Genomic DNA, 26,580 nt, shown 5'->3' with positions numbered 1-26,580 from the left:
CGAGCAACAACCACCAGGCCCCTTGCAGCAACAGGCTTTGCGGTTGTTGCAGCGCCGCGCTGGCTTGCTGCAAGCCGACCAGCAGCGCAGGTTCCAGCGCGCTGCTGAACAAGGCGGAAGCCGACTCGGCACTGGCCTTGCGATAGGCCAACCATGGGCTGGACAACTCGACGTCCGCATCCTGCAGGTGTTCCTGCCAATACAACCGGGCACTGGCAGCATCTTCATCGAGCACCACTTCGCTGCGCCATTCCAGGTACTGCCCGAATTCGCCTGGCGCATCGTCGCCCTCGGGCAAGCCCTGTTCATACGCCAGGCGCACTTGCTGATAAAGCAGATGCAGGCCATTTTCATCGCTGCAATGCCGCGCCACACCCAACACCAACTTCCACTGCGCATCTGCCAGGCGATACAGCACTGCCTGGGCATTCTCCGACTCGCCCGGCACAAACGAACGCGCCGCCCATTCGGTCAGTTGCGCCTGAATATCAGCCGCCGACTCGATCCGCGCCTGCACCGTCAACGGAAAGCGCCCAACCCCCGCTGCAAACTGGCGAAGACCATGGAACCCCGCTGCCTTGCCCAGGTGCGCGAGCAACATCGGCTGCTGCGCCAGCACCGCATCCAGCGCTGCTTGCAAGCGCTGCGGGTCCAGTCCGCCATTGATGTCCACTTCCAGGAAATGCAAGGCATCGGCGCACACCGAAGCCTTCGGCAACTGCGCCAGCACACGCTGCTGCTCCGGGGTCAGGGCATGCCCCGCATCCTGTTGATCCATGGTTACGGGGTTCATGCGCCGGTTTCCTCGGTGTTCGGTTGCGTCACGCGCAACGTGCTGTGATCAAACATGTCGCCCATAGCGACGACGATTTTGCGTGGTCCTTCGTACGGATCGCGGGCGTGGGCCACCAGCATGTTGTCGAGCAGGATCGCGTCGCCCTTCTGCCAGTCGAAACGCACTGCGCATTCCTCGTACAGCTCGCCGATGCGCTGCATCACCTCGTCTTCGATCGGCGTGCCGTCGCCGTAGTAGACGTGGCGCGGCATGCGTTCCAGGCCGTACATCGACAGCAGGTCTTCACGCACTTCCGGTTCCAGCCAGTAGATGTGGTGCAGTTGCACCTGGTTGAAGAACGACTTGGCGCCGGTCACCGGGTGACGAATGATGGCCGGGCCCGGCGTGCGGGTCTGCAACTCGTCGTTGTCCAGCCAGCGCCACTGGATGCCTCCCGCGCGGCAGCGGGCTTCGACTTCGGCGCGGTCCTCTGTCTTGAAGAAGTGCTGCCACGACACGTCGAGCTTGTCGGTGAAGGTGCGCACGTAGAGCAAACCCTTGTCCTCGAACTTCTCGCGCAAGTCCGCCGGCAGCTTTTCGTACATCAACCGGCAATCCACCACCGGCGTAGCACCGCCCGACAGCGAAGGCTGCTCGCAATAGAACATCTGCTTGCGCGGCCAGCGGTCCTGGTGCGAGCTCTCGTTGTGGAACAGGATCATCTTGCGTTCCGGGTACGGCGTGGAGCGGTAGGTGTTCTTGCCGCCCTCCTTCTTCGGCAGGTCGCCGTACTGGCCGTAGAGGCCCGGCTGGATGGCCTCGGCGAAGGCTTCGAAGCCCTGGATGCCGTCGAGTGCGAAACCACGGAACAGGATGCCGGCGTGTTCGGCCAGTTTCTGCTCGAGCAATGGCCGGTTCTGCTTGATCCACTCGATCAGGTCCAGGTTCGGCTCGTTCGGCTCCACCAGCAACGGGAACGGCTGTGGTGCAGCAAGCAGCGATTCACGCACCGGCGCCGGGCGGATCTTGCTCACGGTGGCGGCGGAACGCTTGAGGAATTTGCCGAGTTTGTCGGCTTTCGGTCCTGGCACGGCGGGCCTTGCGGCTGCGGCTGAGTGTTCGACTGGCATGCTGATAGCTCCCAATTGAATGTCCTGATCAGCGACGATCTGTTCCAACAGGGCTATCCAGGCCTTGACCAGGTACTGGATGCGCTCATGTCCGAACAAGGTTGTGGCGAATTGCCAATTACCCAGCAATTGCCCTTCTTCATCGTCAACGAACAACGCCATGTCGAATTTAGAATGGGACTCCAGCACCGGCAGCGTTTCCACGCTCAAACCGCCCAGGGTCTGCACGCGGCCGGGCAGATTGTTCATCACGAACAGCACCTGCACCAGCGGGTTCATGCCCTTGTGCCGCGCCACGCCGGACGCGTCGACGATCATGTCGAAGGGCAGGTCCTGGTGTTCCAGGGCGCCGAGCAGCGTCTGTTGGGTGTTCGCCAGGAAGCTGGCGAACGGTACAGCGGCATCGAAGCGCGAACGCAGCGGCAGCACGTTGACGAAGAAGCCGATCAGGCGCTCCAGCTCCGGTTGCCCGCGCCCGGCCACGTCGGCGCCGACCAGCACGTCCGCCGCTCCACTCACCTGATGCAGCAGCACCTGGAAGGACGCCAGCAGCGTGCTGTACAGGGTCACGCCGGCCTGGGTCGAGTGCTGGCGCAGGGCACGGGACAGTTCGCCGGTGAGGCGGAACTGCACCGAGTCGCCATCGAACGACGGCACCAGGCCGCGCGGGTTGTCCGTCGGCAGCGACAATTGGCCGCTGTAACCGGCCAACTGTCCCTTCCAGTAAACGGCCTGCTGCCCGAGCACGCCCTGCTGTTCCAGCGCCTGTTGCCACAGGGCGAAGTCGGAATATTGCACGTCCAGCGCTGGCAAGCGCGCGGTGTCCGGGTCTTCGCCCAGGTGGTAGGTTTGCACCAGTTCGTTGACCAGCACGCCCATCGACCAACCGTCGGAAATGATGTGGTGCATGCAGAACAACAACACATGCTCGCTCGCCCCCAGGTGCAGGATGCGCCCGCGCCACAATGGCGCCTGTTCCAGGTCGATGGGCGTGCGCACGTTGTCCAGCGCGGCCTGGGCCACGTGTTCTTCCTGGGCGCTGCGCGAAAAGCCGGACAGGTCGGTCAGCGGGAAGTCCACCGGCACCTGCTCGCGGATCAGGGCAATCGGGTCGCCCTCATCGTCCTGGGCATAGGCGGTGCGCAGCACTTCATGTCGCTGCACCACGGCAGCAAAACTGCCGATCAGCCGCTCGATGGACAACTCGCCGCGCAGGCGCAGGGCCATCGGCATGCCATAAGCGGAGGTGCCGCCGGCCAGTTGCTCGGCGATCCACAAACGGCGCTGTACCAGCGACAACGGCGCGACGGATTTGCGGCCAAGGGCCAACAGCTGCGGCACCTCGACCATCGGTTTGCCTTGCTCTTGCATCCACACCGCCAGATCCTGAAGCCGTGGATGGCTGAACAGGTCGCGCAGGCTCAACGGGTAATCCGTCAGCTTGCGCAAGCGCGACACCGCCTGGGTCGCCAGCAACGAATGGCCGCCCAGTTCGAAGAAGTGATCATTGCGCCCGACCTGCTCAAGCTCCAGCACCTCTTGCCAGACCGTGGCGATCTGCTGTTCCAGCCCCCCGACCGGGGCGATGAAGCCGCCCGTCGCCGCCGTGGCATCCACCTTCGGCAAGGCCTTGCGGTCGATCTTGCCGTTGGGGCTCATCGGCAGAGTTTCGAGCAGCAACACATGGGCCGGCACCATGTAGTCCGGCAGGCTCTCACGCAGGCGCGCGTTGATTTCATCACGCACCTGGGCCGCCCGCTCCCCCCGCGCCAGTACCGGGTCGTCGAACGCCACGTAGGCCACCAGTTGCTGACCGATGGCCGCCGGTTGCGCCACTACCAATGCCTGGCGCACCGACGGTGCCTGTAACAGGTGCGTCTCGATTTCGCCCAGCTCGATGCGGAAGCCGCGAATCTTCACCTGATGGTCCAGGCGCCCGGCGTAGTCGATCAAGCCGTCGGGGCGATAACGCGCCAGGTCGCCGGTGCGGTACAGGCGACCGCCGCCGACCGGGTCGAACGGGTCGGGAATGAAGCGCTCGGCGGTGAGGTCGGGCCGGTTGAAATAACCTCGGGCGAGCAAGTCGCCGCCGATCACCAGCTCACCGACCACGCCGACCGGTGCCGGCTGGCCGTGGATGTCCAACACGTGCAGGCCGCGACCTGGCAACGCATGGCCAATCGGCATGGTTGCCGGTAATGGTTTGTGACCCTGGGCGTAATCGGTGCACACCAGTTCCGTGGCGCTGACCGTGGCTTCGGTCGGGCCGTAGGTGTTGAGCAGGCGCACATGGCCCAGCCCCGCCTTGGCCCAGGTGGCCACGCCTTCCGGTGGCATCGCCTCGCCGCCGACGCTGACCAGGCGCAGCACACCGTAATCACGCGGTGCGCTGGCGGCGAAGTCCTTGACCAGCATGTTCCAGTAGGCCGTGGTCAAGTCGCTGACGGTGATCCGCTGCTGCAGCACCGCGCGGTGCCAGGTCTCGCTGTCCCAGATGTCCGAACCACGCAGAATCACCGTCGCGCCGCAGATCAGCGGTGGATAAAGCTGCTCCACGAAGGCATCGAAGTTGAACGTGGCAAATTGCAGGCAGCGGTCCGCCGCACTCAGGCCATGGAAGCCCACGGTGGCCAGGGTGTGCCGCGACAGTGCCGAATGCTCGATGGCCACGCCTTTCGGACGCCCGGTGGAACCGGAGGTGAACATCACATAGGCGAGGTTGCGCGCATCGCAGCGTACCGACAGGTTGTCGTCCTGCGCCGGCAACTGGAGGTGATCGAGGCTGAGCACGGTCACCCCCTGCACGACCGGCAATGCGCCCTGCAAGTGGCTTTGGGTCAGCAACAGACGCAGGCCGCTGTCCTCGATCATCGCCCCGAGGCGTTCGGCCGGGTATTCCGGGTCCAGCGGCACATACGCGCCACCGGCCTTGAGCACGGCCAGCAGGCTGACGATCATCGCCACCGACCGCTCCACGGCGATGCCCACGAGCACATCCGGGCCGACGCCGTGCTGTACCAGCAGGCGCGCCAACTGGTTGGCCTGGGCATTGAGCGTGGCGTAACTCAGGTGTTGATCGTTGAAGACCAGCGCGATGGCGTCCGGCGTACGGGCCACCTGCTGCTCGAACATCTGCTGCACGCGGCGCTCATCGCCCGGTTGCGCAAGCGGCTCGCGCAATGCCCCAGGCGTCAGGGTCAACTCACCCAGACAACGCTCGTCGGGCGCCTGCACCATCTGTTGCAACAACTCGCCGAAACACGCCGCCAGTTGCGCGATGCCCCCGCCGTCGAACTGCTGGCGGTTGTAGCTGAACTGCAAGGACAGCTGCTCGCCGAGCATCACCGACAGGGTCAGCGGGTAGTTGGTCTGTTCGAAGTTCGCCACCTCGCCGAAGCGCAGCGCTGGCGAGCCGCCCTGTTGCAGGGCCTCGGCAATTGGGTAGTTCTCGAACACCAGGATGTTGTCGAACAGCGCTTCACCGCCCTGCCCGGCCCAGCGCTGGATGTCGAACAGCGGCGTATGTTCCTGCTCGCGCAACGACAGGTTCTGCGCCTGCACCTGTTGCAACCATTGCGCCAAGGCTTGCTCGGCACGGGGGCTGGCGATGACCGGCAAGGTGTTGATGAACAGGCCGATCTGTTGCTCGACGCCAGCCAGTTGTGCCGGACGCCCGGACACCGTGGCGCCGAAGCACACCGTGTCCTGGCCGGTGCAACGCTGCAACAGCAGCAGCCAGGCGGCTTGCACCAGGGTGTTGGCGGTGACTTTGTGGTGGCGCGCAAACTGTTGAAGGTCGGCGGTGCGCTGGCGGTCGAGTTCGAGGACGTACTCGCCCTGTCCCGCTGGCTCGCTGTCATTGTGGATAAGTGCCTTGGCCAGACAGGTCGGCTCTTCGAAGCGGGTCAGTTGCGCCTTCCAGAAATCTTCGCTGACCTTGCCGTCCTGGAGCGCCAGCCATTGGATGTAATCGCGATAACGCCCGCTGCCCAGAACGGGGACCTGACCGTGGTAACGCTGCAACACGTCGCCCAACAACTGCGAATTGCTCCAGCCGTCCATCAGGATGTGGTGGCTGGTGTAGATCAGTTGATAACGCTCGGCAGCAAGCTGCACCAGCACCAGGCGCAGCAACGGCGCCGCTTGCAGATCAAAACCCTGCTGACGCTGTTCGCTCGCCAACTGTTCAAGGGCGGCGGGCAGATCGCTGCGCTCGCGACAGTCCAGCACGCTGAACGGCACCGGCAGATCCTTGTGGATCACTTGCAACGGACGCTGCACCTCACCGTCCCAGACAAAACTGCTGCGCAGCACATCATGGGCGTCCATCGCCGCTTGCCAGGCCTCGCGGAAACGCTCGACCTGCAAGCCGTCCACTGCCACGCACAGTTGATTGATGTAGTCGCCGGCCTGTTGCTCGTAGAGGGTGTGGAACAGCATGCCCTGTTGCATCGGCGACAGCGGGTAGATGTCTTCGACTTGGCGCGGTGTGACCGCCAGGGTGTCGAGTTGTGCCTGGTTCAGCGCGGCCAGTGGGAAGTCGGACGGCGTCAGGCCCTGGTGCAACGGCTGGCAGCAGTGTTCGATCAGGCGCTCCAGCTCGCGACCAAAGGCCTGGGCCAGGCGCTCGATGGTCACTGCGTCGAACATCTGCCCGCTGAAGGTCCAGGCGATGCTCAGCTCGCCGCCATACACCCGGCCATTGAGGGTCAGCCAGTTATCCAGCGCCGCTTGCGGGCTCTGGTGGGCGCCCGCCGATTCGCTGGCCGGGGTGAACAGTGCGTCGTCGGTGAAACCGGCGTCGAACTGGCCCAAGTAGTTGAAGGTGATGCGCGGCACGGGCAATGCCTTGAGGGTCCGCCGTGCCTGCTCGTTGCCCAGGTAGCGCAACGCGCCAAACCCCAAACCCCTGTCGGGAATGGCGCGCAGTTGCTCCTTGATCGCCTTGATCGACGCAGCGGTATCAGCGGCCGGGGTGAGGCGAACCGGGAACAGGCTGGTGAACCAGCCGACGCTGCGGCCGAGGTCCAGGTCGTCGAACAACGCTTCGCGGCCGTGGCCTTCGAGCTGGATCAGGGTCGAGGCTTGACCGGTCCAGTCGCCGATCACCTGCGCCAGCGCCGTCAGCAGCAGGTCGTTGATCTGCGTGCGGTAGGCGGCGGGCGCCTGCTGCAACAGTTGGCGGGTCCGTTGCGAGTCGAGTCGAGTCTCGACATGCAGCGCATGGCGGTTGTGCAATTCGCCGTGAGGTCGATCACACGGCAGGTCCACCGGCGCGCCGTGCAACTGCGCGGTCCAGAAACCGAGCTGCGCTTGCATCGCGGCGCTGTCGGCCTGAGCTTGCAGGCGGCGCGCCCAGGCCTGGGTGGAACTGGTCTTGGCCGGCAGCTTGAGCGCCTGGCCAGCCTGCAACTGTTCGTAAGCCTGTTGCAGATCTTCCAGCAGAATGCGCCACGACACGCCATCGACCACCAGGTGATGGATCACCAGCAACAAGCGCTGGCTGCCATCGGCCATGTTCGCCAGCACCGCACGCAGCAGCGGGCCGTTGGCGAGGTCGAGGCTGCGCTGGGCCTGTTCGGCCAACTGTTCGAGGGCCTCGGTATCCGCGACATTGGCCTGCCACAGCAGGGGCTGCTCGGCCAGATCGCGGTGGCTGGCGAGCACGGCGCCATTCTCCAGGTTGAACGAAAGGCGCAGGGCGTCATGGTGCCTGACCAGCGCCTGCAACGCCCGTTGCAGGTGGTCGGCGTGCAACGGCTTGGCGGTCTTGAGCATCACCGACTGGTTCCAGTGGTGCGGCTCGGCCAGGTCACGTTCGAAGAACAACTGTTGGAACGGCAACAACGGCGTCGAGCCGGTCACGGGGCCTTGCTCGATGCTCAACGCACCTTCGCCCACCGTGGCCACTGCGGCCAGACTTTGTACGGTCTGGTGCAGGAACAGATCCTTGGGGTTGAAATGAATCCCGACCTGACGGGCGCGGCTGACCACCTGGATCGAGATGATCGAGTCGCCGCCCAGCTCGAAGAAATTATCGCCGGTGCCAATTTGCTCACGCCCGAGCACGCTTTGCCAGATCTGCACCAGCGCCTGTTCCACCGCCGTGGTCGGTGCGCTGTAGGCGTGGCTGCTGGTCTGGATGTCAGCCTTGGGCAGCGCCCTGCGTTCCAGTTTGCCGTTGGGGCTGACCGGCATTTTCTCCAGCCACAGCCAATGCTGCGGCACCATGTAGTCCGGCAGGCTTTGGCCCAGGTGCGCCTTGAACACTTGCGCCAGGGCATGGTGGCTGGCATCGTCGGCGTGCAGCAGCGCGGTGTCGACGGGCACCACGTAAGCCACCAGTAAAGTGCCGTCCTGGGCGATGACCACGGTTTCCCGCACGGCGTCGTGCTCAGCCAGGCGCGCCTCGATCTCGCCCAGCTCGACGCGCAGACCACGGATTTTCACCTGATGGTCGATGCGTCCGGCGTATTCAATCACGCCATCGGCGCGGTAACGGGCCAGGTCGCCGGTGCGGTACAGGCGTGCGCCTGCGCCGAACGGGCTGGTGACAAAACGCTCGGCGGTCAGTGCCGGACGTCGGTGATAACCCCGCGCCAGGCCTTCGCCGCCCAGGTACAGCTCACCAATCACGCCCACCGGCAACGGCGCCAGTTCAGCGTCGAGGATGTAGGTGGACAGGTTGGCAATCGGCTGGCCGATCGGCACCCCGTCATGCCCTTCATCGACACAGGTCCAGTGGGTCACGTCGATGGCCGCTTCGGTCGGGCCATAGAGGTTGTACAGCGAGGCGTTGGGCAACTTGGCGAACACCTGCTGCTGCGCGTCCACTTGCAGCGCCTCGCCGCTGCACACGATGCGCGTCAGGCTGGTGCAGGTGGCCACGCCCGGGTCCTGCACGAACACCTGCAACATCGACGGCACGAAGTGCAGCGTGGTGATGCCGTGCGCGGTGATCAGCTCGATCAGTTGTGCCGGATCGCGATGCGCGCCGGGGGCGGCGACCACCAGTGTGGCACCGGTCAGCAGCGGCCAGAAGAACTCCCAGACCGACACGTCGAAACTGAACGGGGTCTTTTGCAGGACCTTGTCACTGGCGTCCAGGCCATAGGCCTGTTGCATCCAGCACAGGCGGTTGACCAGTGCCGAGTGACGGTTGGCCGCACCCTTGGGTTTGCCGGTGGAGCCGGAGGTGTAGATCACATAAGCGAGGTTTTCCGGGTCCAGGGCCAGGCACGGGTTGGCGTCGCTGCGCCCGTCCAGCCAGTCGTCGTCCTGATCCAGCACCAGGCTGCGCAGGCCCGGCGGAATCGGCAGGTGCCCCAGCAGGTGGTTTTGCGTCAGCAGCAGTTCGATGCCGCTGTCTTCGAACAGGTAGGCCAGGCGTTCGGCCGGGTACTCCGGGTCCAGCGGCACGTAGGCACCGCCGGCCTTGAGGATCGCCAGCAGGCCGACGACCATTTCCACCGAGCGCTCCACGGCGATGCCCACCAGCACATCTGGGCCGACGCCCTGCTCGATCAACACCTGCGCCAACCGGTTGGCCCGTGCATTGAGCGCGGCGTAGCTCAGGCGCTGCTCGCCGAACACCAGCGCGCAGGCGTCCGGCGCTTTGGCCACCTGCTCTTCGATCAGGGCGTGTACCGGGCGCTGCAACGAGTAATCGGTTGCCGTGGCGTTCCAGTCGGCGACCATGCGCTGGCGCTCGTCGTCATCGAGCAAGGCCAGTTGCGCCAGCGGACGGTTCACGTCGGCCGCGAGGCCCCGCAGCAGGTTCACCCAGTGGCGCCCCATGCGTTCGATGGTGGCGGCCTCGAACAGGTCGGTGGCGTAGGTCAACGAGGCGTGCAGCCCTTGCGGGTTGTCGCTGGTGTCCAGGGTCAGGTCGAACTGCGAGTTGCGGTGCTCCCAGCTGAGGGTGTCCAGCTCAAGGCCCGGCAACGCGGCGGCCATGTTCGACTCGGCTTCAGTGCGATGGTTGAACATCGCCTGGAAAAGCGGGCTGTGGCTGAGGTTGCGCTGCACCTGCAAGGCATCCACCAGTTGCTCGAACGGCAGGTCCTGATGCATTTGTGCGGCCATCGCCGTCTGCCGGACCTGTTGCAGCAACTGGGCGCCGCTCATCGAGCTATCGAACTCGGCACGCAGCACCTGGGTGTTGACGAAGAAGCCGATCAGGCGCTCGGTTTCCAGGCGGTTACGGTTGGCGATCGGCACGCCGACGCGGATGTCGGCCTGGCCGCTGTAGCGGTGCAGCAACGCCTGGAACGAGGCCAGCAACAGCATGAACAGGGTGACGTTTTCGCGACGGGCCAGGGCTTTCAGCTCGGCGGCCAAGGCCGGCTCGATGCCCACCTGCAGGCGTGCGCCGGCAAAACTCTGTTGCGCCGGGCGCGGATGATCGGTTGGCAGTTCCAGCAGCGGCTGTTCGCTTCCCAGTTGTCCGCTCCAGTAGGCCAACTGGCGCTCGCGCTCGCCCGCCGCCATCCACTGGCGCTGCCACACGGCGTAGTCGGCGTACTGCACCGGCAAGGCCGGCAATGGCTGGGCCGAGTACAGCGCCAGCAGATCGTCGATCAGCACCTGCAACGACCAGGCGTCGGAGACGATGTGGTGCATGGTCAGGATCAGCACGTGGTCCTGCTCACCGACCTGCAACAGCACGCAGCGCACCCGCTCACCGTCGAGCAGGTTGAACGGGTGCTGGGTCTCGGCTTCGACGAAGGCCCGGATGCTGGCCTCGTCACCCTGCGCGAGACGCTCCTCACGCAAATCGATGTGGCCACTCGGCTCGATCACCTGCACGGTGCGCCCGTCGTCCTCGACGAAGGTGGTGCGCAGGCTTTCATGACGCTGCACCAGCTCTGCGAAGCTGCGTTGCAGCGCGGGCTTGTCCAGTGCACCGCGCAGGCGCAACGCAGTGGGAATGTTGTAGGCGGCACTGTACGGGTCGAGTTTCCACAGGAACCACTGGCGTTCCTGGGCAAACGACAACGGCAGCGGCTGCTCGCGCGACACACGGCTGATCACCGCTGGCTGGTCGCCCTGCCCGGCGTCCAGGGCCTGGACGAAATCCGCCAGTACGCTGTGCTCGAACAGGCTGCGCAGCGGCACCTGAATGTCCAGCAGGCGACGCACCCGCGACACCACCTGGGTGACCAGCAGCGAGTGGCCGCCCAGTTCGAAGAAGTTGTCGTCCAGGCCCACGCGCTCAAGCTTGAGCACGTCCTGCCAGATGGCGGCCACCTGCTGCTCGCGTTCACTGCGCGGCGCCCGGTACTGCGCCTGCAACTGGTTGACATCGGCGGCTGGCAGGGCCTTGCGGTTGAGTTTGCCGTTCGGGGTCAGCGGCAGGTGCGCCAGGAACAGCAGGTGCGCGGGCACCATGAACTCCGGCAGGCATCCCTTTAGCGCAGACTTGAGTTGGTCACGCAGTTGTTGCTGCGCCTCGGTGTCATCGAGGTCCACTTGCAGGGCCACCACATAGGCCACCAGTTGCTGGCTACCCAGCGCCTCTTGGGCCAATACCACCACCTCGCGCACGCCCGGTTGTTCGAGCAGGCGCGCTTCGATTTCCCCCAATTCGATGCGGAAGCCGCGAATCTTCACCTGATGGTCGATGCGCCCCATGTATTCGAGTACGCCGTCGTGGCGGTGGCGCGCCAGGTCGCCGGTGCGGTACAGCCGCGAACCCTGGCCGAACGGATCGGGCAGGAAACGCTCGGCGGTCAGCGCCGGGCGGTCGTGGTAACCACGGGCCAGGCCATCGCCGCCGATCAGCAGTTCGCCGACGGCGCCCGCCGGGTTCGGTGCCAGTTCGTCACCGAGGATGTACAGCGTGGTGTTGGCAATCGGCTGGCCGAGGTATGGCCGGCGCTGGTCTTCGGTCAGTTGCCAGGCCGCCGACCAGATGGTGGTTTCGGTCGGGCCATAGAGGTTCCACACCTGCCCCGCCAGCCCCAGCATGCGCTGGGCCAGGTCGTCGGCCAGGGCTTCGCCGCCGCAGAAGAATTTGCAGCCGCGCAGGATCGGCGCCTGTTCGTGGTCCAGCAGCATGCGCCAGGTCGAGGGCGTGGCCTGCACAACGCTGACCTGTTGCGCGTCGATCAACGCCAGCAGCGCCTGCGGGTCCTGGGCGGTCTGTTTGTCCACCAGCACCACGCTCGCCCCGCAGAGCAGCGGGCCGTAGATTTCCAGGCCAAAAATATCGAACGAGAAGGTGGTCAGCGACAGCATGCGGTCACAGGCCGTAAGCCCTGGCGCACGGACCATGCTGGTGACGAAATTCACCAGCGCCTGATGGCGCACCATCACGCCCTTGGGCTTGCCGGTGGAACCGGAGGTGTAGATCGCATAGGCGAGGTTTTCGCCGTCGATGCGCACCTGCGGATTCGCTTCGCTATAGCCGCTGGCGTGCAGGCCCTGCGGGTCGAGCAGCAGCGTTTGCACCTCACGTGGAATCGGCAAGGCGTCCAGCAAATGCGCCTGGGTCAGCAGCAATTGCAGGCCGCTGTCCTCGATCATGTGGGCCAGGCGGTCCTGCGGATACTGCGGGTCGAGCGGCACATAGGCGCCGCCGGCCTTGAGGATCGCCAACAGGCCGACGAGCATCTCCAGGCTACGATCAATGGCGATGCCCACCAGTCGATCCGGACCGACACCCAGCTCGATCAGGCGATGGGCCAGTTGGTTGGCCCGGCCGTTGAGCTGCGCGTAATCCAGCGCCTGCCCGTCGAACACCAGCGCCGTGGCCGCTGGCGTTCGCTGGGCCTGGGCTTCTATCAACTGATGGATGCACCAGTCGCGCGGATACTCGGCGGCGCTGTGGTTCCAGTCCACCAGCACCTGATGTTGTTCTTCGCTGTCCAGCAGCGCCAACTCGCCCACCCTCTGTTGCGGGTCGGCGACGACGCTGCGCAACAAATTTTGCCAATGGCGGGCGAGACGTTCGATGGTCTCGCGCTCAAAAAGGTCGGAAGCGTAGGTCAACTGCGCGCCAAGGCCCTGGGCGTCGTCGAAGGTTTCCAGGGTCAGGTCGAACTGCGCCGTATGCGCAGGCTGGCGCAGGTGTTCAATCGTCAGCGCCTGGGTGTTGGCGCGGGCCTGACTACCGCCGGTGCTGCCCTGGTGGTTGTACATGACCTGGAACAGCGGGCTGTAGCTCAGGCTGCGTTCCGGTTGCAGCGCTTCGACCAGTTGCTCGAAAGGCAAATCCTGATGGGCCTGGGCCGCCACCACCGTGTGCTTGACCTGGGCCAGCAGCGTGCTGAAGCGTGCCTGCGGGTCAAGTTCGCTGCGCAGCACCTGGGTGTTGACGAAGAAGCCCACCAGCCGCTCGGTTTCGACCCGGTTGCGGTTGGCGGTCGGCACACCGACGCGAATGTCGGCCTGGCCGCTGTAGCGGTGCAGCAAGGTCTGGAACGAAGCCAGCAACAGCATGAACAGCGTGACGTCCTGGGCCTTGGCGACCGCGCGCAGTTGCTCAGCCAGCGCCGCCGGTAGCGCCAGTTCGACCCGCGCACCGCGCAGGCTCTGCACCGCCGGGCGCGCATGATCCGTGGGAAGCTCCAGCACCGGGTGTTCATGGCCCAACTGCGTTTGCCAGTAAGCCAACTGACGCTCGCGCTCACCGGCTTCCATCCAGTGCCGCTGCCAGATGCCGTAGTCGGCGTATTGGATCGACAGCGCCGGCAATGCCGGTGCCTGACCCTGACGGTAGGCGTTGTAGAGGTGCAGCAGCTCTTCGACCATGACCCGCATCGACCAGCCATCGGAGGCGATGTGGTGCTGGGTCAGGGTCAGCACGTGTTCAGCGGCGCCCAGATGCAACAGGCTGACGCGCAGCAGCGGGCCGTTGATCAGGTCGAACGGCAGCGCGGTTTGCGTGGCGACGAAGGCCTCGACCTGCGCATCACGGGGTAATGCCGCCGGCGATAGATCCAGTTCATGCACATCGACGGTCAACGCCATGTGCGCGTGGATCACCTGCTCCGCACGGTCATCCTGCTGGCGGAAGGTGGTGCGCAGGCTCTGGTGGCGCTCGATCAGGGCATTGAAGCTGCGTTCCAGTGCCGCCACATCCAGCTCCCCGTGCAAGTGCAGGGCGCTGGGGATGTTGTAGGCGGCGCTGTTTTCGTCCATCTGCCAGAGGAACCACTGGCGTTCCTGAGCGAAGGAAAGTGGCACCGGATCGAACTGCGACTGGGTTTCCGGGATCGGCAGGTTGGCCGGCGACACCCCTTCTTCAAGCATCTTTTGCAGATACACCCTGCGCTTGTCGAGCGGCAAAGTAATGAAGCGCCGCGCAATCTTCAAAGCGACATTGGTATCCATCAAGCTTCCTCCATTTCGTCAAGCAGGGCGTCCAGCTTGCTCAGTTTCAACGAGTCGACCTGCTCACCGGCAGCGGCCAGACGGCTGACGAAATCTGTCAGTACGGGGTATTGAAAAATCAGTTGCGGGGTCAGTTTCAGCCCCAGTTCCAGTTGCAGCCGCGACACCACGTTCACCGCCAGCAGCGAATGCCCGCCGAGCTCGAAGAAGTGGTCACTCCGGCCCACGCGGTCCAGGGTCAGCACTTGCTGCCAGATCGCCGCGACCTGCTGTTCCAGCTCGCTGACCGGCGCCACGAAGCTCGCTTGCAGGTGGCTGGCATCGGCCGCCGGCAGGGCCTTGCGGTCGAGCTTGCCGTTGGGGGTCAGTGGCAATTGCGCAAGGAACAACCAGTGGGCTGGCACCATGTACTCGGGCAGGCTGTCCTTGAGGCGTGCCTTGAGTTCCTCGCGCAGTTGGCGTTGCGCCTCGGCATCGTCGAGCGCCAGTGACTTGGCCACCACGTAGGCCACCAGTTGTGGGCTTCCGACGACGTCCTGGGCCAGCACTGCCACTTCGCCCACGAACTCTTGTTGCAGCAGGCACGTTTCGATTTCGCTCAGCTCGATGCGGAAACCGCGGATCTTCACTTGATGGTCGATCCGCCCGCGGTATTCGATGACGCCATCGGCGTGGTAACGGCTGAGGTCGCCGGTGCGATACATCCGCTCGCCCTTGCCAGCGAACGGATTCGGCACGTACTTCTCGGCGGTCATCGCCGCGCGCCCCAGGTAGCCACGGGTGATGCCGACGCCGGCCAGGTACAGCTCGGCGCTGACGCCCTTCGGCACTGGATGCAGGTTGGCATCGAGCAGGTAGCTGGCGGTGTGCTTCAGCGGCCGGCCGATGTTTGCCGTGCCGCCGGAAGTGCGTCGGGTCCAGGTGGAATAAGTGGTGTCTTCGGACGGACCGTACAGGTCGTAGACGTGCTCGATGGTTGCCTGTTGGTAAAGCGCATCGACCAGCGACTGCTTCAAAGGCTCGCCCGCCAGGTTGATGACGCGCACGCTCGGTGGAATCTGCCCCGCCGCGTGCAGCGCGTTGATCGCCGACGGCACGGTGTTGATCAGGCGTACCTGATCCCGCGCCGGCAACTGCGGCAATTCCAGGGCGTTACGGGCAATGACCAGCGAACCGCCGTTGGCCAGCGTGACGAACAGCTCCCACACCGACAGGTCGAAGCACACCGAGGTTGAGGCCAATACACCTTGAATATCGTCACGGCTGTACACCGATTGCGACCAGTCGATCAGCGCCAGCACGTTGCGATGGGCGATGGCTACGCCTTTTGGTTTACCAGTAGAGCCCGAGGTGTAGATCACATAGGCGAGGTTGTCCGGCGTGGCGCGGCTCAGCGGTGCGCGCTGCGGATAACCCGCCCATTCCTGCGCGGCATCCATCAGCAGCACTTGAGTGTCGCTGGCCACGGTGAGGTTCTGCGCCACCGCCGACTCGCTGATCAGCACACGAGCGCGACTGTCTTCAAGCATGTAGGCCACACGCTCGGCGGGGTAATCCGGGTCCAGCGGCACGTAGGCGCCACCGGACTTGAACACCGCGAGCAGTGCCACCAGCAATTGCTCCGAACGTTGCATGGCCACGCCGACCCGCACTTCCGGACCGACACCCAGCTCGATCAGCTTGTGCGCCAAGCGGTTGGCCTGGGTGTCGAGTTCGGCGTAGCTCAAGGTCAATGTGCCGAAGGTCACGGCCAGTGCATCAGGAGTTGCTGCCCCCTGCCGGGCGATCAACTCGTGGATGCACAGGTTGTCGGCAAAGCCCTCGCCCGTGAGGTTCCAGTCGTCGACGATGCGCTGTTGCTGCGCTTGATCGAGCAACGTCAACTCGCCGAGGCAACGTTCGCCGCCGCCGATCATCTGGCTCAGCAGGTGTTGCAGGTGACTGGCCAGTTGCACCAGGGCCGGCGCGGCGAACGCGCTGCGCTGATAACTGAAATGCAGTTCCAACTGGCGGTCCAGGCTCACCAGCAAGGTCAGCGGGTAGTTGGTCTGTTCGCGATTGGTCACCGGACCAAAGTGCAACCCTTGTGGCGCACCCTGCTCCAGCGCCTGGGAGACCGGGTAGTTCTCGAACACCATCAAGGTGTCGAACAGCGCCTCTCCGCCCTGCCCGGCCCAACGCTGGATATCGAACAACGGCGTGTGTTCGAACTCGCGCAACGCCAGGTTGTGCGCCTGCAACGCCTGCAACCAACTGGCCAGTGAATGCTCGGCACGCGGCGTGGCGATCACCGGCAAGGTGTTGATGAACAGGCCAATCTGCTGCTCCACACCCGGCAGTTCCGCCGGACGCCCGGCGACCGTGGCACCGAACGCCACGGTGTCCTTGCCGGTGTAGCGCTGCAACAGCAGCAGCCACGCGCCCTGCACCAGGGTGTTGACCGTGACTTTCGAGGCCCTGGCGAATTCGCCCACATTGTGCAGTCAGCCCAGCGTCCAGCACCTGGAAATGATCGCCGTAACCGTGCTCGCCGGGCGCTGGCGGCGTAAGGGTCTGAGCCAGTCGCGTCGGTTCTTCCAGCTCGCGCAAGGCCGGCACCCAGAACGCTTCGCTGGCCGCAGCATCCTGGCGTTGCAGCCAGGCAATGTAATCTCGGTAGCCCCCGGTCTGGCCCGCGACAACCTGCCCGCTGTAGCGTTGCAGCACTTCACCGAGCAACTGCGAATTGCTCCAGCCGTCCATGAGGATGTGGTGGTTGGTGTAGATCAGGTGATGGCGCTGCTCATCAAGACGCACAATCACCAGGCGCAGCAGGCTGGCATCGCCGAGGTGCAGTTGCTGGCGCTCGCGGTCGGCCAGTTCCCGCAGGGCCTGTTCTGGCTGTGGGTGCGCTCGCAGGTCGTGCAAGCCGTAAGGCATCGGCGCATGTTTGCTGACGACTTGCACCGGCGCCGGCAACTCACCCTGCCAGACAAAACGCGTGCGCAGGATGTCGTGGGCTTCGACCGCCGCCTGCCAGGCCTGATGGAAGCGCTCGGGGTCGAGGCCTTCGACGTCGAGGCGCATCTGGTTGATGTAGTCGCTCGAGGTTTCCTGGTACACGGCGTGGAAGAGCATGCCCTGTTGCATCGGCGACAGCGGGTACACGTCCTCGATCAGCGCCGCCGGCAGCGGCAGGCGATCCAGTTGCGCCTGGCTGAGCCGGGCCAGCGGGAAGTCCGACGGCGTGACACCGTCGTGACCGGCCGCACAGCAATGGGTGATCAACGCGTGCAGTTCGTGAGCGTAGTCGTCGGCCAGGCGCTGAATGGTCGCTTCATGGAACATCTCGCGGCTGAAGGTCCAGCCCAGGGTCAGCTCACCGCCGTAAACCTGACCATTGAGCGCCAGTTGGTTGGCCAGTGGCGCCGTAGCATCCAGTTCGTCCCCGGCCGCTTCGCCGGACGGCACGAACAATGCGCCGCCTTCGGCGTTGAAACTGCCGTCGAACTGGCCCAGGTAGTTGAAGGTCAGGCGTGGCACTGGCAATTGGGCGAGGATTTGCTGCGCAGCGGCGTCGCCCAGGTGGGCCAGCGCGCCGAAACCGAGGCCCTTGTCAGGGATCGAGCGCAGTTGTTCCTTGATCTGTTTCAGGCAGGCGCTCAGCTCGGCCACCGGGGTCAGACGCACCGGGTACAGGCAGGTGAACCAGCCGACGGTGCGGGTCAGGTCGATGCCGTCGAACAGCTCTTCGCGGCCATGGCCTTCGAGCTGGATCAGCGCACTGTCGGCGCCGGTCCAGCGCACGATGACGCGGGCCAGCGCGGTCAGCAGCAGGTCGTTGACCTGGGTGCGATAGGCTTTAGGGGCGTCTTGCAGCAGTTGCCGGGTGAGGTCGCGGTCCAGTTGCGTGCGCACCGTCACGGCGTGGCGGTTTTGCAGGCTGCCGGCGGGGTTGTCCAGCGGCAGCGCGCCGTCGGCGCCGGCAAGCCGCTGTTGCCAGTTGGCCAGTTCGGCTTGTAACGACGCGCTGCGGGCATAGGTTTGCAACTGTTGCGTCCAGGCCTTGGCCGAGGTGGTTTTCGTCGGCAGTTGCAGCGCTCGGCCCTGGGCCAGTTGGCCATAGGCCGTTTGCAGGTCGTCAAACAGAATCCGCCACGACACGCCGTCCACCACCAGGTGATGGATCGCCAGCATCAGTCGCTGGCTGCCGTCGCCGAGGTTGGCCAGCAGCGCCCGCAGGAGCGGACCCTGCTGAAGATTCAAGCTGCGTTGTGCCCGGCCGGCAGCGACTTCCAGTTCGCTGACATCGGCCACGTCGACCGCCCACACCAGCGCATCATGCTGGCTGCCGGGAGCCTGGTAATGGGCGTGCCAGCCATCCGCCTGCTCGATGAAGCTCAGGCGCAGGCCGTCGTGATGATCCACCAGTGCGCCGAGTGCTTGCTCCAGCAGGTGGGTGTCGAGCGGTTGCGTGGGTTTGAGCATCACCGCCTGGTTCCAGTGCTGGCGCTCCGGGATGGCCTGCTCGAAGAACAATCGCTGCACCGGCAGCAATGCCAGCTCACCGCTGACCGGTCCTTGCTCAATCAGTGGCGGCGCCTCGCCAACCCGCGCCACCACGGCCAGGGCCTGGATGGTCTGGTGCTGGAAGAGGTCTTTCGGAGTGAAACGAATCCCGGCATGACGAGCGCGGCTGACCACCTGGATCGAGACGATCGAGTCTCCGCCCAGTTCGAAGAAGTTGTCGCCCAGGCCCACCCGCTCAAGCTTCAGGACGTCTTGCCAGATCGCGGCCAGTTGCTGCTCCAGCGCGCTTTGCGGCGCCATGTAGGTTTGCTGCAATTGGCTGACATCGGGCTTGGGCAGGTTCTTGCGGTCAAGCTTGCCATTGGGCGTCAGCGGCAGGCGCTCCAGCACCAGCACGTAGGCCGGCACCATGTGAGCCGGTAGCGTGGCCTTGAGCTGCTCGCGCAGGCGTTCGGCAAAATCGTTGCGCGCGGTATTCAACGCATCGGCCACCACATAAGCGACCAAGCGCTTGCCACTGCCGGCGCTGCCTTCCTGGGCGACGACTACCGCTTCACGCACCCCGGCGAGGGCTTGCAGGCTGGCTTCGACTTCCCCCAGTTCAATGCGGAAGCCGCGAATTTTCACCTGGTTGTCGATGCGGTCCAGGTAGTCGAAGGTGCCGTCGATGCGTTGGCGCACCAGGTCGCCGGTGCGGTACAGCAAACCGCCGACGGTGCTGAATGGGTCTGCCACAAAGCGCTCGGCGGTCAGGCCCGGACGGTTCAGGTAACCCCGGGCCAGCCCGGTGCCGCCCAGGTACAGCTCGCCCGCCATGCCTTGGGGCAACAGGTTCAGGTCGGCGTCGAGCACGTAGGCACTGCGGTCGCCGATGCGGCTGCCGATGGGCGCATAGGCGGCGCCGCAGGGCACCTCGCGCCCGGCTTTCCAGATCAGTGGCGTGACCACGGTTTCGGTCGGGCCGTAACCGTTGATGATGTAGTCCGGGTCGAGCGCACGCTTGACCCGCTCGAAACTGGCAGCCGGCACGGCGTCGCCGCCGAAGCAGTAGATGCGCACTTTCGGCGGATGGCCTTCACGCTCGGCATGTTCGGCCAGTTGTTGCAGGTACACCGGCGGGAATGCCACCACTGTCACGCCATGTTCGCGCATGGCGTTGTAGGTCTGCTCCGGGGTCCACAAGCTGTCATCGCGGATCAGCAGCGACGCGCCATGGGTCAGGCTGGTCAGCCAGCGCTCATGGGCGCCGTCGAACGCGAAGGACATGAAATGGAATTCGCAATCGCTGTCGCGCATTTCGTAGCGCTCGCCGATGGCCTGGCAGTGCATGGCCAGCGGGCCGTGGGCGACGCTGACGCCCTTCGGGTTACCTGTAGAGCCTGAGGTGTAAATCACGTAAGCCAGGTGCTGCGGGTCGAGAGTCACTTCCGGCGCGCTGGTTGGCTGGTCGTCGAGGACAAGACGGTCCAGCTCCAACACTGTGCCATTGACCGGCAATTGCGCCGACACCGAAGAGTCGGTCAGCAACAGGGCCAGGCCAGAATCCTCAATCAGGTAGGCCAGGCGCTCGCGTGGGTAACGGGTGTCCAGCGGCACATAGGCGCCCCCGGCCTTGAGCACCGCCAGCAGCGCGACGATCAGCCCTTCACTGCGCGGCAAGGCCACGCCAACCCGGCTTTCCGGGCCGACACCCCGGGCAATCAGCGCGTGGGCAAGGCGGTTGGCGCGCTGGTCGATCTCACCAAAGCTGAAGCGGCGACCGGCGAAGATCACCGCCGTGCGTTCAGGTTGCTGCGCTGCCCATTCGGCGATGCGTTGATGGACCGCCACGTCGACCGGGTACGGTTGCGGGTGGTTGGCGGCTTGCTGCTCGGCCAGTTCGTCCGCGTTGGTCAGGGCGATTTCGCCCAGGCGACGCTCGGCGGATTCGCTGAATTGCGCCAGCACGTGCAGCAGGTGACCGCCGATGCGCTCGATGGCGGCCGGCGCGAACAGCTTGCGGTCGAAGCTCAGGTGCAGGGCCAGCGCCTGGCCCTGGGTTATCGCGATGCTCAGCGGGTAGTGGGTCTGTTCCAGGTTGGCGACTTCGCCGAACACCACACCCTGCTCGGCTCCCTGTTGCAGCGCCTGGGCAATCGGATAGTTCTCGAATACCAGGATGTTGTCGAACAGCGCTTCGCCGCTCTGCCCGGCCCAGCGTTGAACGTCCGCCAGCGGCGTGTGCTCGAACTCGCGCAGGCTGAGGTTTTGCGCCTGCACCGCTTGCAGCCAGGCCGCCACAGTCTGGTCCGGACGCGGCATGCCGATCACTGGCAAGGTGTTGATGAACAGGCCGACCTGTTGCTCGATGCCGGGGATGTCAGCCGGCCGACCGGCGACCGTGGCGCCGAACGCCACGCATTCATGGCCGGTGTAGCGTTGCAGCAACAGCAGCCACGCCGCTTGCACCAGGGTGTTGACGGTGACTTTTTGCTGGCGGGCAAACGCTTCCAGCGATTGGGTGTGCGCAGGCGTCAGGCTGAGGAAATGATCGCCATGACCGCTCAGGCTGCCACTCCCAGCCACCACCTGGGCCAGGCGCGTCGGCTCCTGCAACAGCGCCAGTTGTTCGCGCCAGTAATCCTCACTGGCTTGTGCATTTTGGCGTTGCAACCAGCCGATGTAGTCGCCATAACGCCCGGCAGCGGCCGGCGGGGTGTGGCCGCGATAACGTTGCAGCACTTCCCCCAGCAGTTGCGAATTGCTCCAGCCATCCATGAGGATATGGTGATGGGTGTAGATCAGGTGCCAGTCATTCGCAGCCGTTTGCACCAGCACCAGACGCAGCAACGGCGCCTGGCCGAGATCGAAGCCCTGCTGGCGCTCGACATCTGCCACAGCGGCCAATGCATCAGCCAGATCACTGCGATCGCGCCAGTCGAGCACGCTGAACGGCAATTTCACCTGCTTGTGCACGATCTGGATCGGCTGCTCAAGCTGCCACACGAAACCGGTTCGCAGAATGTCCTGGGCGTCGACGGTCGCCTGCCACGCGGCGCGGAAACGTTCGGGGTCGAGGCCCTGAACGTCGACCCGCAGTTGATTGATGTACTCGCCCGCCGCCTGCTCGTACAGGGTGTGGAACAACAGGCCCTGTTGCATCGGCGACAACGGATAGAGATTGTCCAGGCGGCTGGCGGCCACCGGCAAGCTGTCGAGCTGCGCCTGGGTCAGGCGCGCCAGCGGGAAGTCCGATGGCGTCGCCTGCGGCGTTTCGAGGCTGCAGCAATGCTCGATCAGCGCGGCGAGTTCGTCGGCGTACTGCCCGGCCAGTTGTTCGATGGTGCGGCGGTCGAACATCTCGCTGCTGAAACCCCAGCTCATGGCCAACTCGCCGCCATACACCTGGCCTTCGACCGTCAGCCAGTTGGCCAGCGGCGCAGACGGATCCTGCGCCGCGCCGTGGCCTTCGCTCGACGGCACGAACAACGCCGCCTCGTCGAACTGGCGGTCGAACTGGCCCAGGTAATTGAAGGTGATGCGCGGTGTCGGCAGCGCCGCCAATGCAGCGCCGATGGCAGGGTCTGCCAGATAGCGCAATGCGCCATATCCCGGGCCCTTGTCCGGCACGGCGCGCAGTTGTTCCTTGATGGACTTTATCGAAGCCCCGACCTCGGCGCCCGGCGTCAGGTTGACCGGGAACAGGCTGGTGAACCAGCCGACGGTGCGGGTCAGGTCGATGTCGTCGAACAGATCTTCGCGACCATGACCTTCGAGCTGGATCAAGGTACTGCCCTGCCCGGTCCATCGGCACACGACCCGCGCCAACGCCGACAGCAAGAGGTCGTTGACCTGGGTGCGGTAGGCCGCCGGGGCATCCTGTAACAACCTGCGGGTTTGCGCGGCATCGAGGCGGATCTCGACTTTCTGCTCGAAACGGTTTTCCAAGGCGCCGTTGGCGTGATCGCACGGCAGCTCGCCCGAGGCGTCGCGCAATTGCGTCTGCCAGTGATCGAGACTGTGCTGGAACACCGGCAAATGCGCTTGCAGGCGCGCAACCCAGTGCTGGTAGGCATTGGTCTTGGCCGACAGCGCCGCGTCCTGGCGGTAGAACTGTTGCAGATCTTCCAGCAACACCCGCCACGACACACCGTCCACCACCAGGTGATGGATCACCAGCAGCAGGCGTTGGCTGCCGTCGTACAGGTCCACCAACAGCGCCCGCAGCAACGGGCCCTGTTGCAGGTCGAGACTGCGCTGGGCTTCTTCGCACAGATCCAGCAAGGCCTGCGCCGAATCGGCCTGACGCTGCCACAACACCGAATCAGCCGTCAGCCCGGCATAGGCCTGCTGCCATTGCGCGCCGTCGAATTCATAACGCAGACGCAAACCATCATGGTGCTTGAGCAGTTGCTGCAACGCTTGATCCAGCCTTGCGCCGTCGAGGCGCTCGCGAGGGATCAGCAACAACGACTGGTTCCAGTGCTGACGCTCGGGGATGGCTTGGTCGAAGAACCAATGCTGAACCGGCGACAGGGCCACGGCGCCTGTTGCCAGCCCTTGGTCGATGAGGTTCTGCTCGCCGCTGCGCGCCACTTGCGCAAGGCTGCGCAGGGTCTGATGCTGGAACAGGTCCTTGGGGCTCAACAGGATGCCGGCCTGACGGGCGCGGCTGACCACCTGCATCGAGACGATGGAGTCGCCACCCAGTTCGAAGAAGTTGTCTTCCAGGCCGATGGCGTCAACCGCCAGGACGTCTTGCCAGATTGCCGCGAGGGCTTTTTCCACGGCGCTGCCGGGGGCGACGTGTTCGCGCTGTTGCTGGCTGCCGTCTACCGCTGGCAGGGCCTTGCGGTCGAGCTTGCCATTGGGCGTCAACGGCAATGCGTCGAGAAACAGCAGGTATGCCGGGACCATGTAGTCCGGCAAGTGCTGGCGCAACGCCGCCTTGAGGGTTTCGCGCAAGAACGCCTGTGCCTCGGCATCGCTTGCCACGATGGCCGGATCGTTCGGCACGATATAGGCCACCAGTTGCTGGCCGTGGTCGCTGTCCTGGGCCAGTACCGTCAGCTCGCGCACGGCTTCCTGTTGCAGCAGGCGCGTCTCGATTTCGCCGAGCTCAATGCGAAAACCACGCACCTTGACCTGATGATCGATGCGGCCGACGTATTGAAGCGCGCCGTCCGGCTGATAACGCGTGAGGTCGCCGGTGCGATACATTCGCTCGCCCTTGCCAGCGAACGGATTCGGCACGTACTTCTCGGCGGTCATCGCGGCACGCCCCAGGTAGCCACGGGTGATACCGGCGCCGGCCAGGTAAAGCTCGGCGCTGACGCCCTGCGGCACCGGTTGCAGGTTGGCATCGAGCAGGTAACTGGCGGTGTGCTTCAGCGGCCGGCCGATGTTGGCGATGCCACCTGCGGTGCGACGGGTCCAGGTGGAATAGGTGGTGTCTTCGGACGGGCCGTAGAGGTCGTAGACGTGTTCGACCGTTGGCTGTCCGTAGAGGGAATCCACCAGCGATTGCTTCAGCGGCTCGCCGGCCAGATTGATAATGCGCACGCTCGGTGGGATCTGCCCCGCCGCGTGCAGCGCGTTGATCGCCGACGGCACGGTGTTGATCAGGCGTACCTGATCCCGTGCCGGCAACTGTGGCAACTCCAGGGCATTGCGGGCGATGATCAGCGAACCGCCGTTGGCCAGGGTGACGAACAGCTCCCACACCGACAGGTCGAAGCAAACCGAAGTCGACGCCAATACACCTTGGATGTCGTCACGGCTGTACACCGATTGCGACCAGTCGATCAGCGCCAGCACGTTGCGATGGGCGATGGCTACGCCTTTCGGCTTGCCGGTGGAGCCGGAGGTGTAGATCACGTAGGCGAGGTCGTCCGGCGTGGCGCGGCTCAGCGGCGCGTGCTGGGGATAACCCGCCCATTCCTGCGGGGCATCCATCAGCAGCACTTGAGTGTCGCTGGCCACGGTGAGGTTCCGCGCCACGGCCGATTCGCTGATCAGCACACGAGCGCGACTGTCTTCGAGCATGTAGGCCACGCGTTCGGCGGGGTAATCCGGGTCCAGCGGCACATAAGCGCCACCGGCCTTGAGCACCGCAAGCAGCGCCACCAGCAGTTGTTCGGAACGCTGCATGGCCACGCCGACCCGCACTTCCGGGCCGACACCCAGCTCGATCAGCTTGTGCGCCAAGCGGTTGGCCTGGGTGTCGAGTTCGGCGTAGCTCAAATTCAATGTGCCGAAGGTCACCGCCAGCGCTTCGGGCTTTGATGCCACCTGCCGAGCGATCAGTTCGTGGATGCCCAGGTTGTCGGCAAAATCATCGCTGGTAGGGTTCCAGTCACGGACGATGCGCTGGTATTCGGCGCTTTCCAGCAGCGGCAAGTCGCTGATGCGTTGTTGGCTGTCACTGACCATGCCCTGCAACAGGCGAGTCCAGTGTTGAGCCATACGCTCGATGGTACAGGCGTCGAACAAGTCATTCGCGTAGGTCAGCGCCGCGTGGAGGGTGCCGGCCTTTTCATAGGTGTCCAGGGTGAGGTCGAACTGGGTGGTGCGCCCTTCCCACTCGATGACGCCCAGCTCCAGGCCCGAGGCGGTGGTGACGGTGGCAATGTCCGCGACTTGCGGCTGGTGGTTGTACATCACCTGGAACAGCGGGGTGTGGCTGAGGCTGCGCTCCAGCTTCAAGGCCTCGACCAGACGCTCGAACGGCAGGTCCTGATGGGCCTGGGCGCCGAGTGCGGTTTCCTTGATCGCGCCAAGCAGATCGGCCACGCGGGTCTGGCCGTCCAGTTGCGTGCGCAGCACCTGGGTATTGACGAAGAAACCAATCAGGCCTTCGATTTCGCCGCGGTTGCGGTTGGCGATGGGCACGCCGATGCGAATGTCGGTTTGCCCCGTGTAGCGATGCAGCAGCACGTTGAACGAGCCGAGCAACAACATGAACAGGGTGACGTTGTGCTTCTGTGCGGTGGCGCGCAGTTGTTCAGCCAACCGGGCGTCAACGCCGAATTCGTAGCGGGTACCGCGATAGCTCGGCATCGCCGGGCGCGCGTGGTCGGTGGGCAACTCCAGCATCGGGTGCTCGTCGCCCAACTGCGCCTGCCAGTATTCCAATTGCCGGGCCTGTTCGCCGGCCTCCAGCCAGCGGCGCTGCCACAGGGCGTAGTCGCTGTACTGGATCGGCAGCCCCGCCAGTTGCGGTTGCTGACCGACATCAAAGGCGTCGTAGCAGCGGATGAACTCGTCGATCAGCACGTTCATCGACCAGCCGTCGGAAACGATGTGGTGCAAGGTCAGCAGCAGCACGTGTTCCTGCTCCGCCAGCTTGAGCAGCTGCACCCGCAGCAACGGGCCGACTGCCAGATCGAACGGCAGCAATGATTGTTGCTGGGCGGCGTGGGCCACGGCCTGCTCGCGCTCTTGAGCCGGTAGCGCGCTGAAGTCGACGTTGTCGATTTGCAACACCGTGCTGGCCGGCATCTGCAAAAGGCTCTCGTCAGCCTGGCGCTGGAACACCGTGCGCAGGGTTTCGTGACGCGCCACCAGGCTCGCGAACGCCTGATCCAGCGCCACGGGGTTGAGGCGACCTTTCAGACGCACGGCACCGGGCAGGTTGTAGGCACCGCTGTGCGGGTCCAGTTGCCACAGAAACCACATGCGTTGCTGAGCGTAGGACAGCGCCTGCCGGTCCTCGGCCTCGACCCCCTGGGGGATCGGAAAACGGGCGAAATCCACACCCTCCTTGTGCAAGGCCGCGAGGAACATCTGGCGCTTTTCCAAGGGCAACCCGATAAACCGGCGAGCAAGTTTCAAGGAGTCTTCAGCATTCAT

Annotated in this window: 2 protein-coding genes and 1 pseudogene (1 of these 3 cut by a window edge); all 3 read right to left on the bottom strand. The window is 64.8% G+C overall.

The window, feature by feature from the left end; translation table 11 throughout:
• Positions 1-793, bottom strand: the 5' end (the start) of a protein-coding gene (locus AB4N33_RS01070; protein WP_476456199.1) for a non-ribosomal peptide synthetase. 2,411 nt of this gene lie to the left of the window's left edge; 793 of the gene's 3,204 nt are visible here — the first part of the coding sequence; it begins with the start codon at positions 791-793; the stop codon falls past the left edge of the window.
• Complete coding sequence (locus tag AB4N33_RS01065) at positions 790-14,241, bottom strand: non-ribosomal peptide synthase/polyketide synthase (RefSeq protein ID WP_476456198.1); 13,452 nt, start codon at positions 14,239-14,241, stop codon at positions 790-792. The genes AB4N33_RS01070 and AB4N33_RS01065 overlap by 4 nt, the downstream gene beginning before the upstream one ends.
• A pseudogene (locus AB4N33_RS01060) lies at positions 14,241-26,580 on the bottom strand (non-ribosomal peptide synthetase). Before AB4N33_RS01060 ends, AB4N33_RS01065 begins: the two are co-directional and overlap by 1 nt.

The sequence above is a fragment of the Pseudomonas sp. S1_E05 genome (genome assembly GCF_056337105.1).
Note: the sequence above shows the minus strand (reverse complement) of the source record. Positions and strands in the feature narration are given on the sequence as shown.